This window comes from Paraburkholderia jirisanensis (assembly GCF_054782355.1).
Window position 1 is genome coordinate 1,370,776 of record NZ_BAAGSQ010000026.1, and the last position, 14,154, is coordinate 1,384,929.

Annotated in this window: 10 protein-coding genes; 1 reads left to right on the forward strand and 9 read right to left on the reverse strand. The window is 61.0% G+C overall.

Annotated features, from left to right (window positions below):
• Positions 1–3 precede the first annotated feature (3 nt).
• Entirely contained in the window at positions 4–615 is a 612-nt protein-coding gene (locus ACYVNQ_RS22415) for a LysE family translocator (RefSeq protein ID WP_460904868.1), read from the reverse strand.
• Between the two features lie 242 nt (positions 616–857).
• On the opposite strand from ACYVNQ_RS22415, the gene ACYVNQ_RS22420 reads away from it, so the two are divergent.
• Positions 858–1,310, forward strand: coding sequence for a VOC family protein (locus tag ACYVNQ_RS22420; protein WP_460904870.1), 453 nt, complete (start codon positions 858–860; stop codon positions 1,308–1,310).
• Positions 1,311–1,341: 31 nt separating this feature from the next.
• Here the strand turns inward: ACYVNQ_RS22420 and ACYVNQ_RS22425 are convergent, their stop codons facing one another.
• The 8 genes from ACYVNQ_RS22425 to ACYVNQ_RS22460 form a co-directional block, all read right to left on the reverse strand.
• Positions 1,342–2,001, reverse strand: a complete 660-nt coding sequence (locus tag ACYVNQ_RS22425) for a VTT domain-containing protein (protein WP_460904872.1) — start codon at positions 1,999–2,001, stop codon at positions 1,342–1,344.
• Between the two features lie 315 nt (positions 2,002–2,316).
• Complete coding sequence (locus ACYVNQ_RS22430; RefSeq protein ID WP_460904874.1) at positions 2,317–3,375, reverse strand: alkene reductase; 1,059 nt, start codon at positions 3,373–3,375, stop codon at positions 2,317–2,319.
• A gap of 85 nt (positions 3,376–3,460) precedes the next feature.
• Positions 3,461–3,763: an ArsR/SmtB family transcription factor gene (locus tag ACYVNQ_RS22435; RefSeq protein ID WP_460904876.1), complete on the reverse strand. Its 303-nt coding sequence runs from the start codon at positions 3,761–3,763 to the stop codon at positions 3,461–3,463.
• Between the two features lie 273 nt (positions 3,764–4,036).
• Complete coding sequence (locus ACYVNQ_RS22440) at positions 4,037–4,792, reverse strand: alpha/beta hydrolase family protein (protein ID WP_460904877.1); 756 nt, start codon at positions 4,790–4,792, stop codon at positions 4,037–4,039.
• 87 nt (positions 4,793–4,879) lie between these two features.
• Entirely contained in the window at positions 4,880–5,419 is a 540-nt protein-coding gene (locus ACYVNQ_RS22445; protein ID WP_460904878.1) for a carboxymuconolactone decarboxylase family protein, read from the reverse strand.
• A gap of 478 nt (positions 5,420–5,897) precedes the next feature.
• The gene (locus tag ACYVNQ_RS22450; protein ID WP_460904879.1) at positions 5,898–6,815 is read right to left on the reverse strand and encodes an NADP-dependent oxidoreductase; all 918 of its coding nucleotides are present in this window, start codon (positions 6,813–6,815) and stop codon (positions 5,898–5,900) included.
• Between the two features lie 349 nt (positions 6,816–7,164).
• Positions 7,165–7,968, reverse strand: a complete 804-nt coding sequence (locus tag ACYVNQ_RS22455; protein ID WP_460904880.1) for a sensor histidine kinase — start codon at positions 7,966–7,968, stop codon at positions 7,165–7,167.
• A gap of 593 nt (positions 7,969–8,561) precedes the next feature.
• A complete protein-coding gene (locus tag ACYVNQ_RS22460) occupies positions 8,562–14,099 on the reverse strand; it encodes a trifunctional serine/threonine-protein kinase/ATP-binding protein/sensor histidine kinase (RefSeq protein ID WP_460904881.1) in 5,538 nt (1,845 codons plus the stop codon).
• Between the last annotated feature and the right edge of the window lie 55 nt (positions 14,100–14,154).

The following is a 14,154-nucleotide window of genomic DNA, read 5'->3' on the forward strand; positions in this document are numbered from 1 at the left end:
CGGTTAACGCGTGGCGATTGCCGCGGCGGCGCCGGCCATCATGGCCGCGCCGGTGCGATTCGCGACGCGCACGGCGCGCCGGCTCGTCAGCAGCTTGCGCGCGCGGTGCGCGACGAGCGCCCAGCCGAGGTCGACTGCGCTCAGGACGGCAAGCATCGTCAGCGTCAATTCGAGCCACGCGAGCACGCCGACGTGCGACAGATCGATGAGGGTCGGCACCAGCGCCAGATAGAACATGCCGATTTTCGGGTTGCTGAGCGTGATGGCGAGGCCGGTGCCGAACATGCGCCATGGCGAGCGGTGGGTGGGCAGTGCGTCGGTATGCACGTCGGCCGGGGCGAACCACATCCGCCATGCAAGCCACAGCAGGTACGCGACGCCGGCAAATTTCAGCACGGTAAACACCAGCGCGAAGGTATGCGCGAGGACCGCAAGACCGGCTACCGCGCAGCCGAGCCACAATGCTTCGCCGAGCCACATCGCGGCAAGGAAGGGCAGTACGCTGCGCAGTCCTCCGGTCATCACGCGCGCGACCAGCGCGGCGATGCTCGGACCGGGCGAGCCGGCTGCGACGACCAGCGCCAGCGCGAAGACCAGCAAACCTGATAGGGCCATCGGATCTTCTCCGGTGATCATGCTGCAGTGGGCCGCGCGAGCGGTGGCCGGGACGGGTCATTATAGCGATGGCGGAAAAAGTGCCGCATACAGTCTATTGTGATCAGACGGATTTCACCCGCGATGCGTGATGCGCGGCGTGGTGCGTGACTACCCGGCATCGGATGAAACGCGGCCAGAATCGCATTGAACTTTGCGCTCGAGCTGACGCGGCACGTCGCTGCCGACACACGGAGGTTGCCATGAGCGAAGTGAACGAGGTGCACGAGGTCTACCCTTACCTGAGCGTGCGCAACACTGCCGAAGCAATCGATTTCTATGCGCGCGCATTCGGCGCTGTCGAACTGTTCCGCCTGACCGAACCCAGCGGCCGGATCGGTCACGCCGAGATCAGAATCGGCCCGGCCACCATCATGCTCGCCGATGCGTTTCCGGAATACGGCATCGATGCGCCGGCGGCGTCGGGCGCCATCGGCTTTCGCCTGCATCTGCACGTGGCAAACGTGGACCAGATGTTCGAGCGTGCGCTCAGCGCGGGTGCGGTGGCGATCCGGCCGCTGCAGGACCAGTTCTATGGCGAGCGGACCGCGTCGGTGCGCGATCCGTTTGGGCATATATGGCTGCTGGGCGGGCACCTCGAAACGCTGACGCCGGAGGAAATGCAGCGCCGCTATACCGCGTTGTTCGAAACGTGACGGATAGGGCGTGGCGCGCGGGCCGGGCCCATCAGGCTCTGCGGCGCCAGGCCTGAACCTGCCGCCACAGCGCGCCGAGCACCAGCGAGCCGACGCCGAGCGCCACGCCCAGCAGCACGATCGAACTCATATGGTCGCGCACCAGCGGCACGTTGCCGAACAGATAACCCGCCGCGACCAGCGACACGATCCACAACGCCGCGCCGGTCGTTGCAAAAGCCACGAAGCGTGCGAACGTCATGCCCGCCACACCGGCGACGAACGGCGCAAAAGTCCGCACTACCGCGAGGAACGGCGAAATCAGGAAAGTCAGGCCGCCGCGTGCTTCGTAGAACGTATGCGCGCGCTGCAATGCACGCCGGTCGAGCCATCGGTAGTGCGCGCTGTATATGTTGTCACCGAGCTTGTCGCCGAGCGCGCGGCCGATCAGATAGCAGACGATGCTGCCGGCCACCGTCGCGGCGAACAGCACCGGTACGACCAGCCATACGTTCAGTGCACCGGTGGCCGCGAAGGCGCCGCAAATGAAGATCAGCGGGTCGCCGGGCAGGAAGAACAGCGGCAGGAAGCCGATCTCGACGAACACGACCGCGAACAGCATCGCGTAGACGGCGGTGCCGTACTGCGCAATCAGGCTGCCGAGGTTGCGGTCGAAGTGCAGGGCGGTCTGCAACAGGTGCATCAGATCCATGGTGCGGGCGGGGCGTGATGGCGTTGGGCGTGTCCCGCGGCGGATGGGGCGGGGGCGGGTGACGTGGTGCGGTTTACACGGCGCATGGTGTGTGCCGGGTGTGTCGGATGCATCAGGTGGTTCGGTTGCTTCGGTTGCCTCGCGTGAGCGCGCGGCGCAAGACCCGGGCGGATGCGGCGAGTGTAGCCGTGTGGGCCGCGGCGTCAAGCGGGCGTGGCCCCGCAGGCGTTATGCTGCCCTGCAAACGAAAGCGCCCGGAACCAGTCCGGGCGCATCTTCGCATGCGCAGCCGTGGATAACAGGCTGCGCGGCCGATCAGACTGCTGCCAGCGACGGATAGTCGGTGTAGCCCTTCTCGCCTGCTGCGTAGAACGTCGACGCATCCGGCTCGTTGAGCGGCGCGTTCAGCTCGAAGCGGCGCACCAGGTCCGGATTTGCGATGTACAGCTTGCCCCAGGCCACCGCGTCGGCGTCGCCGGCGTCGAGCACCTGTTGGGCGCTTTGCTTCGTGAACTTCTCGTTGGCGATGTACGGGCCGCCGAATTCCTTCTTCAGCAGCGGTCCGATGCGGTCGTCGCCGACCGCTTCGCGCGCCGCGATAAACGCGATCTTGCGCTTGCCGAGTTCGCGCGCGACATAGCCGAAAGTCGCAGCCGCGTTCGAATCGCCCATCGTATGCGAGTCGCCGCGCGGCGCGAGGTGCATGCCGACGCGGTTCGCGCCCCACACGGCGATACACGCGTCGACCACTTCGAGCATCAGGCGCGCGCGGTTTTCGATCGGGCCGCCGTACTGATCGGTACGCTTGTTGGTGCTGTCCTGCAGGAACTGGTCGAGCAGATAGCCGTTCGCACCGTGCACCTGGACGCCGTCGAAGCCGGCCAGCTTCGCGTTTTCCGCGCCCTTGCGGTAAGCCGCGACGATGCCCGGAATTTCCTCGAGATCCAGCGCGCGCGGCGTGACGAACGGACGCTCCGGACGCACGAGGCTCACATGGCCGCCCGGCGCGATCGGGCTCGGTGCGACCGGCAGTGCGCCGTCGAGGAAGATCGGATCGGACACGCGGCCGACGTGCCACAGTTGCAGGAAGATCTTGCCGCCGGCGGCATGCACCGCTTCGGTGACGAGCTTCCAGCCATCAACCTGTTCTTGCGACCAGATGCCCGGCGTTGCCGCATAGCCGACGCCTTGCGGCGTGACCGAGGTCGCTTCCGACAGGATCAGCCCGGCAGAGGCGCGCTCCGCGTAATACGCAGCCATCAACGCATTGGGCACGCGGACGTCGCCGGCGCGTTGGCGCGTGAGCGGCGCCATGATGACGCGGTTCGGCAATGTGAGATCGCCAATCTGTAGCGGATCGAAAAGTGTCGGCATTCGGGATTACCTCGTCTGGTTGGGCTTGCGCCCGTGGCTGGTGTGTTACGGCTGTGCGGCGCCGCTGCGGGTGCGGCTGCCGCCGTCAAAGGTCCGAGTTCATCTGTTCGAGAAACGCCTTGATCACTTCTTCGTTGCGCTTGAAGAAGACCCATTGGCCAACCCGCTTTGCAGTGACGAGCCCGGCGCGTTGCAGCGCCGCGAGATGCACGGACACCGTCGACTGCGACAGGCCGCAGCACGCGTCGATCTTTCCTGCGCACACGCCGTGATCCAGCGGCAACTCCTGATCGGCGAAATGCCGGGCAGGGTCGCGTAGCTTCGCGAGAATCTCGCGGCGCACCGGGTTGGCGAGCGCTTTGTGGATCGCGTCGATATCGAGCGTCATTGGGACTGCATTGGTTCGGCTAACAGCGGATACAGGATCAATCGGACATCTGACGGCTGGCGCTGCGCACCTGCATCGTCAGGAGCCGAATCTTATATCGTATTTTGACGATATGGCCAAAGGCCATTCTGTCTTTAGGGTTGCGGTTGTGGTCGGCGTGCAAAAAGGCCTGTATTTGCGACGCCACGAATCCCGAACAAATATCTGCGAACTTTATACCCACATTGTGGGATTTTCCGTTGTTTGAATGCTTCAAGCAGCTGCATTGACCATTCAAGGTCCGGAAACCAGATACCGGCTGGCCCAGGTGGATATCCTTGCGGCGGCGTAGTCTGCATCGGTGCGGCGCGTAAGCAGGTGGTCGGCGCTGTCCAGGGAAATGAAGCTCGTGGCGTGTTTCGCAACCGCAAAAATGCGCGCGCCGTTCTCGATATCGACCGTCGCATCCAGAGGTGAATGCAGGACCAGCAATGGAATTCGCAAGCGGGCGATCCGCGACGCCAGATCGTCTACAAAGCTCTTACGCACGAAGAACGGCCTACCGGCCAGCAATAACTCGACTTCCTCCTGCATCCCGTTAGCTTGAATGCTTTGCGGGTCGAACCGGTGCAGGACATGGCTGATATTAAAGGGCGCACCCAGCGTGGCCGCTGCGCGAATGCCCGGCATCTCGCCCGCCGCCATCAAGACGCCCGCGCCACCCAAGCTATGGCCCACAAGAATGGACGGCGACTTGCCTTCTCTGGTCATCGCGTCGCCGGCCGCGACCAGATCTTCCACATGCGCGGCGAAAGTCGCGTCGGCCAGGCTTCCTTCGCTATTTCCCAGTCTGGAAAACTCGAAACGCAACACGCCAATGCCACGCGCGGCCAGGGCGCGTGACAGGCGAGTGGCAGCCTGGCTGTCCTTGCCGCATGTAAAGCAGTGGGCGAGTATCGCCCAGCCCTGTGGTTGGCCGTCAGGCAGTTCCAATCTTCCGGCAAGCCGGTAGCCTCGTGGTCCATCGAATTCGAAGGCTTGTGTGGTCATAAGTCGCTCTCTTGTATTCGCTTCCTTTACGTCCTTCAGGTGCCGGGAGCAACTGGACATGTGATGCCATGCGCCCGGCAAGGTGACTTACTCGACGGGTGGAAAGTCGATGTCGGTACTGTTGATACGATTGAACGTATTGGTGAACACACCGAGTGCGATGGTCAGAGAGATTTCTGCCAATTGGGTATCGGTGTAGCCGGCCGCGCGGATGGCAGTAAGCTCGTCCTGGTCGATCGTGCCGCTAGTGGTCTGCAGGCAGGTCACGAAACGCACCAGCGCATCGCGCCTGGCGTCACCCGTCGCTTGCCCCGCGCGAATGGCACGCAACGCGTCGATCGGCAGGCCCACTTTCTTGCCCACAAAACTGTGGGCGGCCACGCAAACGTCGCAACCCGCTTTCGCACTGACCAATAGCTTGATGGTTTCGAGCTCTTGCCGGCTCAGGCCGCCGATGTCCAATGTGCGTTGAGCGTCGAGCACCGCATTCAAGGACGTCGGGAGAAGATAGCCCAGCGCGGCGTACGTGTTCGGGATGCGGCCACCGGAAATCGACCTGACCCGTGCATAGATGTCAGCGGTGACGCCCGTGGCAGACTCGATGGCGGGAATTGCAATACGGCTCATGTGGCGCCTCTTTCATCGGGTGAATAGGAGTCTCCACTGTAGGCCTCCGTCATACCGATTTGGAGCCTCGATTTACTCAATGAAACGTCGAAAAGGATCAAGTCGCTTGTGCGAATGAGCGGTCGCTTTGCGGCGACGCCTTTAGCGCGTCTTCCAGGCTGTACCCATAGGGCAAAGCAAAAATTCGCTCATCACAGACTCGCGCGCGAGCGCGCGCCATTGCCCAGGGGCATTGCGATCCGCCCGGTGAACAGACGTCGGAATGACAATACAGATTGATACCCTGACGCAGTTCAGGTCGAGCCAGCCGGCGTAGCGGCGGGGGGAAGTCCTTGCCGGGATCTGGCAGGCTTTGAAAACGTTTCTCAGGGTGTGCGCGGACACCGGCGCGACGTAGCCCATGCGTTGAATGCGATTGGGGGCCGCTATCCGGAACGGCCCGCTGCCGCTCAGGATATATTCGACAGGTGCGTGCCGTTCACGGCCGAACGCGGATGATCGTCTTCCCGTTGATCCGCCGGGTCCCGTTGAAGGTGGCGATCGCATCATCGAGGGTCGAGATCGTGCCGATGTTCGTCCGCAGTCGTCCGTCCCGCACGCGCTGGACGATGTTGCTCAATTGAGCTCGATCGGACTCGACGACGAAGTCGACCACGATGCCGTGCGCAGGCCGCGCGTCGGTCGGCCCGGCGATAGTCACCAGCGTTCCTCCATCGCGAATCAGGCTCGCAGACCGTTTCGCGATGTCTCCACCGAAGACATCGAAAACCAGATCGACGCCACCGATGTCTTCCAGTGCGTCATTCTCGAGGTCAACGAACGCCTGCACGCCGAAGTCGAGTGCGGTCTGACGGTGCGCGGCGCGTCCGGTGCCGATGACGTAGGCGCCGTACTCACGTGCAAGCTGGACCACCATCGATCCGACTACGCCGGCCGCGCCGTGCACGAGGACGCTCTGTCCGGACCGGAGCCGGCCGTGCTCGAACAGTCCCTGCCATGCAGTCAGGCCTGGCATCGGCAGGCTTGCCCCAACTGTGAAGTCGACGTCGCCCGGCAGCGGCGCGAGGTTGCGTGCCTCAACGGCCACGTACTCTGCCAGCGTGCCGTCGCGAGTCCAGTCCGTGAGACCGAACACCCGCTGTCCGACTGACAGCCCCGTCGTGCCATAGCCGAGAGCGGTAACCACTCCGGCCAGCTCGTGCCCCGGAATCGACGGTGTTCGGTCGCGGTTGAGGCGATCGTACCAGGTCGGCGGCCATGTCAGCTCATCTCCGGTGAATCCCGATGCATGAACCTGAACAACGACATCATTTATCGCTGCCTGCGGCATCGGCCGCTCCATCAGACGCATCCCGCCTTTTCCTGCAGCTTCGTCTGTCACAACGATTGCCTTCATGAAAAATTCTCCCTGGTGAAAATGTTGCGGCGATGGGCGCGCGTCGGTGTCTTTCAAACGAAAGACCTGTCAGAGATATATTCTGGATTGCGTACAGTGCCAGTCGCCCACAATGCCGACCGTTGCCTCTCAAGCGTTGCTACCACATCTCGATTTAATGAAATCTCGGAATGCAGGTCAATGTTGCATTGGTATAGGCAAGCAACATCTGAGGCTTTCAAAGAGATTCGCCGCATCGATAAAGCGCATCAGAGAGGCGCTGCGTGGCCTGGTCTTCGCATGGCGCGACATCAGGCGAGCCGTATTGAACGGTCCTCGCTCGAGAACGATCGCGTTGAGCGATGTGCGCTCAAGGGTTGACGGCTCTATCCTGCTTGAAGCGGCTTACGACATCGCACGATCCGAGCGGTGGCAACGTGCACTGAAAAGTCGCTCCATGTCCTTCGTTGTTGAACGCGCGAATTCGTCCACCGTGAACGTCGATGATAGACCGGCAGATCGATAGGCCCATTCCCATGCCTTGCGGCTTGGTGCTGAAAAACGCCTCGAACAACCGGTCTTCGATTTCCAGACTGATCCCCGTGCCCGAGTCCCGCACTTCAAGTATGACGTTCCCGGTCTCGTCTAGCCGTGACGCTATCAACAGATCGCGCGGCCGGTCGCTGATGGCCTCCATCGACTGGATGCCATTCATGACGAGATTGATCAGTACCTGCTGCATCTGAACCCGGTCCCCAAGCAACGGTGGCAACGATGGTGCCAGGTCGACTCGCATCGACACGCGATGGCTTGCAACCTCGTGCCGCGTAAGGGACACGACGTCGCTCAAGACATCGCGTATGTCGAGGGGAGCCACGTGTACGACTCCCTTCGTCGCGAGCAGACAAATCCGGTGAATGATTTGTGCTGCACGTTGCGCGTTCGCGGCGGCCCGCTCGAAGCATGCTGTCGCTTCGGCAATATTCGGCGAGAGGCGGTTTAGCCAGCGTAGCCCGGCTTCACTATCAGCGGCAATTGCGGTAAGGGGTTGGCTAACCTCATGAGCAATCGTTGAATTCCACTCTCCAGGCGAGGGCGCTCGCGTCAGCCGGGCCAGTTCGTTTTGTGCATCGTGTAGTTGCGTTTTTGCTTTTCTCGCCACCGTAATGTCCATTACCGCTCCGATGTAATGTTGGTCATCCCCTTCGACAGTCGACGCACGCACAACGGCTCGGAGCCATCCCGCTTTGTGCGCACGAGTTCCCCGTTAAGGGCGTCGCTGATCTCTTCAAAGGGCATTGGACACCGTGTGCGCAAGGGTGGCGTCATCAAACGGATCGACACCCGGGTGGCCCGGTGGCGGCTTCTTCAATTCACTCATGGATCGCATTGCTGAGTATGTTTGCGTCAGGTCCATCATTGCTCCGGCGGTTAAGCAGGGCTGCAATGGGAGGTATGTGACCGCACGTGGTCGTCTATCGGTTCAGTTATTTTCTAATCGCTTCCTGTGGGACTAGCCAGGAGAACAGAAACCTGACTATCGATCATAGCTTTTATCGTCCTCAGTTGATTATGAACTTAGCATGTCAAAATATACCAATGTCTATGCTTTCCGGATCGATTCGGCGTTGCGAGGACGCTCGCTGATATGCGCATATACGGTGTCATGCGCAGCGATGGATGAAATCGCGAAGGCAGCTATGCCGGCATTTGCTTCGGCCCAATGCACGCAAATCCTCCGGGCATCGACGGAGGACCGCATCGCGCTCATCGTGCGTTGCCTTGCTGGACAGGAACGGTGAACCGAAAGGCGGCGCCATGAGGCACGAGCGCGCTTACCCATATCCGTCCACCGTGCGCTTCCACGATCGAACGACAGATGGACAGCCCCATGCCCATCCCCGAAGCTTTCGTCGTATAGAATGCCTCGAACAGGCGCTCGACGTTTTGAGGAGATACACCCGGCCCCGAATCGAGCACCGCGATAAGCACGCTGTCTGAATCAAACTTGCCGGTGCTGACGGTTAGTTCCCGCGGCCCCCGATCAACCGTACTGGTCGCCTCGATGGCGTTGACGACCAGGTTTAGCATCACCTGTTGAAGCTGCACACGATCGCCCTCGACGAGCGGCAAATCACTAGCAAGTTGCATCCGTACAGAAACCCCGTGCTTGTCGGCCTCACCGCGCGTCAGCGCGATGACCTCGTCAATCGCCTCATTTATCTGCAGCCGCTCCTTGCACGGTGGAACGTTCTTGACGAGGCCACGAATGCGGGTAGTGATCTCGCCGGCCCGCATCGCGCTTTCGATAATCCTGTTAAATGCCTGGCGGGCTTCATCAAGATTCGGCGGTTGGGCGCTCAGCCAGCATAGACCCGCCTGCGCGTTGATGGCATTCGCGGTCATCGGCTGCTTGATTTCATGGCAGATCGTGGCCGCGAGGTGCCCGATGGTCGTGACGCGGTTCGCGTGCGCCAGCATTATCTGCACCTCGCGATACCGCTGCTCGCTCTCGCGTGCCTCGGCTTCGGCCCGCTTGCGTTCGGTCAGATCGAGCACAAACGCGACGCCTTGATTCACGCCTTCTTCCAGGCTTGCCGCGCCGACCAACACCGGCACGCGGCTGCCGTCCTTTCTAAAGTATTCCTTCTCGAAGGGCTGCAAGGTCCCCGTCGCCAGGAGTTGAGGCATCCACACCTGTCTGTCACGTTCGAGCGATTCGGGCGGCGTCAACTCCGTCCAGCACAAACGGCCCGCGACGAGATCGTCGCGGTCGTAGCCCACGATACGGAGAAACGCATCGTTGGCTTCGGAAATCCGACCGTCGAGATCATAGATAAATATGCCGACAATATTTGCGTCGACGAGGCGCCGGATCTTTGCTTCCCGTTCAGCCAGATCGCCGTACAGACGGGAATTCTCCAGCGTGATCGCGGCTTGAGAAGCCAGCAGTTTCAATACGGCGATCCGGGCCGGCACGAATACCGATGGCGTCAGACTGTTCTCGAGATAGAGCACGCCGATGAGTTCGCCCTGGTTGATCAGCGGCAGGCTTAGCACGGAGCGGACGCGATGTTGCCTGACGTAAGGATCCGCGCGAAACGGGTCCTGATTCAACGCGTCGTCGAGAATAACGCTTTCTCGGGTGCGCATGACATAGTGCAGCACGGCTTCCGGCAGTATCGTCGCAGTCACGGGTGCGTCGCACACCTGCACCGCGACCGTGTCGCCGTCGGTCAACGCCTGCGCCCGGATGCGCGGCTCGCCGCTGCGGGCAAGCATCAGCAGACCGCGCCCGGCGCCCGCCTGCTCGATCGCGGTGCGCATAAGCGTGTTGAGCAGCTTGTCCAGCATCATCTCCCCCGACACCGCCTGCGAGACCTTGATCACCGTTGCCAGGTCCAGTTGTTCGACGGTTGTCCCGATCGTGCTCGCTGCTCCGCCAGCCGCCTTTTTCTCCTTGAGATGCGGATATGAGCTGTCGAGTTGCCTCACTTTGCCAATGGCTCCCCAATAGACATAGCAGGAGCGGGCGGCACGAAAATACGTATCGGCGATCTTGTCGAAACGACGTGCAGCATAAAAACGTGCGGCGAGTTCATACGCCAGTGCTTCATGGTGGACAAAGCCGTTTGCATGCGCGAGGCGGATGGCCTCTTCGTAATGATGCATGGCGTCGAGATCGCGGCCTTCCAGACGTGCGATCTCCGCTGATACCACCGCGTGCTTGTCGTGAAACGTCACCGAGCAGCTTTCCGCCCAGTCTCGCAGTTGCTCCATATGCGTGCCGAGGAAAGCGCGCCATACGATCTGCTTGTCTGGCGACGCGGTCTCGTAGACCGCTGCCACCGCAAGCGAACTGTAGAAGTAGTAGTCGAGCAACTGGATGTGCGCGTCGGACGACCAGAGCAGTTCCTTTGCCTTTTCAGCCGCTGCGATGGCTGCCTCGTAGTCACCTGAGTGGAAGCGCGCCTGAAGCTTGAGTATCCAGTACCAGCAGACCATCGAGCTCATGCGGTCTTCGTTCAGTCCGGCCTCGAAGGCCGCTTCATCGAACCCCTCACCGCTGAAAGTCGAAAAGGTCGTCGTTTCTCCCCGCATGTCGCAAATAAATCGTTGCTGGCTCACGAGAATATCGGCAACGTCGCGGAATTTGCTCTTGCGGACGAAATCGAGGGCCCGCTCTGTTTCGTCCCACACTTCGTCGAGCGGATCCCCGCGCGCGAGCCGGTCGGTAACCGTATGGTTACAGCTATAACAGGCCCGTCCGAGGTCGCCCGTCTCCGTCGCGGTACGAAACGCTTTACGGATATAGTGAAGGGCGGTCGCGATCGGCTCGCTCCAGAGCACGATCATCTCCATCGTTAAATACATTTTCGCTTTATATGCGTCAAAGCCATGCTTCTCGGCGAGATCGCAGGCAAGCTTTCCGAATCGATAGCCTTCGGGATAGCGCCGGAAGCGTGGCCCGAGCATCGTACCGAACCCGGCATAGCTATGAGTCGCTGCGCCGCTCGTGCCATGTAACAAACTGAGGCTCACCATCCGGCAGGTGTGCAGATGCGACAGATTGTCGTCGGTGAAAATCGCCGGTGCAGTCAGAGCCGAGAGTACGCTCATCGCAGTCAGCATCTCGGGGGCGGTCATCAGAGGCAGGTCGATCAGGCTCTCGATCGAGCGTCCGTTGAGGTTCTTCCAGACTTCCTCGTATTCGACCTGCACCTCTTCGCGAGTGGGATGTGACGGAATGTCGATACCGAACAGACGCAGGCATTCGAGCGCGCAGCTGACCGCCTTGGCGTTTTCCGACCTCACGACATGGAGATCGATTTTGAGCCGGCAAACCGACGCGGTGTCGATTTTTGACGCGCTTTTGTCGAGAAGCTCCGAGATTAGCCGTTCTGCTTCTTCGAATTTCCCATTGAGGAATTCGCACTCGGCGCGCTCGAGCCATATAGCGAAAGCCAGCTCATAACGGGTGTCCCATCTTTGTTCGCCGAGCAAAGACATGGCTGCGGAAAGATACTTGCATGCTGACGCATAGGCTGTCGAAGCCTTGGCGCGCTTGCCCGCTATCAGGTTTAGCTCCGCCAGGTTTTCGCGCTCCTCGGCAGAGGTGATCAACTCGACACCAAGATTGAGCTGATTGACGATCTCGAAGATCTCCTCTTGTCTCCTTTCCGAAGCGATCCTTGTCGCAAGCAACCGGCCGATCTCGAGATGGGTCCTGGCACGCGAGGCATCGGGGATCAGCGAGTACGCTCCTTGCTGGACGCGGTCATGGAGGAACTGGTAGAAGTTTTCCGAACGGAGCACGAGCCCGGCTCGAACTGCTTCCCAGAGCAGGGCGTGCATGTCCTCGTCGCCGTTCTGGAAAATCATGCTGAGCCTGGCGAACGGTGCACTGTTCCCCAGGCATGCGAATCGTTGTAACGCGGTTTGTGTCTCAACGGGCAGGCGACCTAACTTGGCCATCATCAGGTCCACCACATTGTCGGTGTAACCTTTGGCATGGATTCTCTTCAAGTCCCATGACCACCGGGCCAGGGTATGGTCGAAGGTGAGCAGGCCCTCTTCCGCGAGCGAGGAAAGGAACTGGATTGCAAAGAATGGATTACCCCCGGTCTTCTCGTGCAGTAGTTGCGCCAGCGAAATGGAAGAGCGCGGATCGCAGCGAATAGAATCCCGGATCAGTTGCCCGAGGTCTTCATGCGTCAAGGGGGCAAGGACGATCTCGTGCACTTTCCCTCCGGCCTCGCGAATCGCTTCCAGCTTGCGCATCAGCGGATGGGCGGGATTGACCTCGTTGTCGCGGTAGGCGCCGATCAGCATTAGATGTTGCATATCTGTGCTGCCCAGCAGATGCTCGAGCAGGTCAAGCGTCGCCGCGTCGAGCCACTGCAAATCGTCAAGGAATAGAGCGAGAGGGTGTTCCGGCCGCGCGAATACCGCGATAAACCTTCGAAACACCAGCTGAAATCGGATTTGCGCGTCCTGCGACGGAAGATCGGCGACAGCCGGCTGTTCTCCTATGATGAGACTCAACTCCGGGATAAGGTCGACAATGAGCTTGCCGTTCAGACCCAGCGCATCGCGCAGCGCGCCACGCCATTGGGCCAGTTCCGTTTCGCTCTTGCTCAGAAGCAGGCGTATCAAGCTCTGAAAAGCTTGCGCCAAAGTGGCGTATGGGATGTCGCGCTTGTATTGATCGAATTTGCCCGATGCAAAAAGGCCGCGCGGCGGCACAAGCGGCTTGTGAAGTTCGTTGACAACCGAGGATTTACCAATCCCCGAGTATCCGGATACAAGCACCAGTTCTGGCCTGGTCCCGGCGACGACCTGATCGAAAGCGGCGAGCAAGATCCCGACCTCTTTCTCGCGCCCGTACAGTTTCTCGGGAATGACGAGCCGATCCGGCGTATCCCGTTCGCCCAGAGGAAATGGGCTTATGCTGCGTCTGGCCTGCCATTCAGCAAGACAGCGCCGCACATCGCGCTCGACGCCGGCGGCCGTCTGGTAGCGGTCCTCGACGGTCTTTTCGAGGAGCTTCATGACGATTCTGGAAACCTGAACCGGCACAGTTGCGAACCGCCCGCTCGGCGCCGATGGCTTTCGGGCGATATGGCAGTGGACCCACTCCATTGGATCGGAGGCCGTGAAAGGAAGCTCGCCCGTGAGCATCTGATAAAGCGTGACGCCGAACGAGTAGAGATCGCTACGGGAGTCGATCGAGCGGTTCATCCGGCCGGTCTGCTCGGGCGCCATGTAGGCGAGGCTGCCCGCTATGGTTTCAGGTGGTTCGGGTGCCTGCCGTTCGCGGGCCAATCGCGATGCGATACCGAAACCGGTCAACCGGACCCCTCCGTTCGCGCAGTTCACGAAGATATTCGCTGGCTTGATGTCCTTGTGGATGAGTCCGCGCTGGTGCATGCCGGTTAGAGCCGTAGCCGTTCCGATCGCCAGACGCAGGAAGCTTTCCATCGCCATCGGCACGCCGGCCAGTCGATCGAGCGGTTCGCCGCCAGGATCCTCGAGCAGCAGCATGGTCTGGCCGTATGCGCGGCGGAGCTCGAGCGGCCGCACCGCCCACGCGCCATCCAGCTCATCCTTTAACCGGCATTCGTGAGCGAGACGATCGAGGGTTCCACGTAACGGCTGCTCCGTGGCAGGCGAAACCAGCAGCACAGAGCTTCTGTGGCCTGCGGCGTCCCGACCCCAGCCTCGCCGAAGGACACGCTCACTGTCCTGCTGCAGCGTTCGCCAGCCACAATCCCCATCCGCGTCGAGTTGAATCGGCGTATTCATCTGCCGATCTCCTTCATCGGACAGTTACCTATGTCAGGCGGAGAAGGCCGAGACA

Bases quoted from the DNA above. Each gene is read 5' to 3' on its own strand.
- ACYVNQ_RS22415 (WP_460904868.1), bottom strand. From the start codon at position 615: ATGGCCCTATCAGGTTTGCTGGTCTTCGCGCTGGCGCTGGTCGTCGCA.
- ACYVNQ_RS22420 (WP_460904870.1), top strand. From the start codon at position 858: ATGAGCGAAGTGAACGAGGTGCACGAGGTCTACCCTTACCTGAGCGTG.
- ACYVNQ_RS22425 (WP_460904872.1), bottom strand. From the start codon at position 2,001: ATGGATCTGATGCACCTGTTGCAGACCGCCCTGCACTTCGACCGCAAC.
- ACYVNQ_RS22430 (WP_460904874.1), bottom strand. From the start codon at position 3,375: ATGCCGACACTTTTCGATCCGCTACAGATTGGCGATCTCACATTGCCG.
- ACYVNQ_RS22435 (WP_460904876.1), bottom strand. From the start codon at position 3,763: ATGACGCTCGATATCGACGCGATCCACAAAGCGCTCGCCAACCCGGTG.
- ACYVNQ_RS22440 (WP_460904877.1), bottom strand. From the start codon at position 4,792: ATGACCACACAAGCCTTCGAATTCGATGGACCACGAGGCTACCGGCTT.
- ACYVNQ_RS22445 (WP_460904878.1), bottom strand. From the start codon at position 5,419: ATGAGCCGTATTGCAATTCCCGCCATCGAGTCTGCCACGGGCGTCACC.
- ACYVNQ_RS22450 (WP_460904879.1), bottom strand. From the start codon at position 6,815: ATGAAGGCAATCGTTGTGACAGACGAAGCTGCAGGAAAAGGCGGGATG.
- ACYVNQ_RS22455 (WP_460904880.1), bottom strand. From the start codon at position 7,968: ATGGACATTACGGTGGCGAGAAAAGCAAAAACGCAACTACACGATGCA.
- ACYVNQ_RS22460 (WP_460904881.1), bottom strand. From the start codon at position 14,099: ATGAATACGCCGATTCAACTCGACGCGGATGGGGATTGTGGCTGGCGA.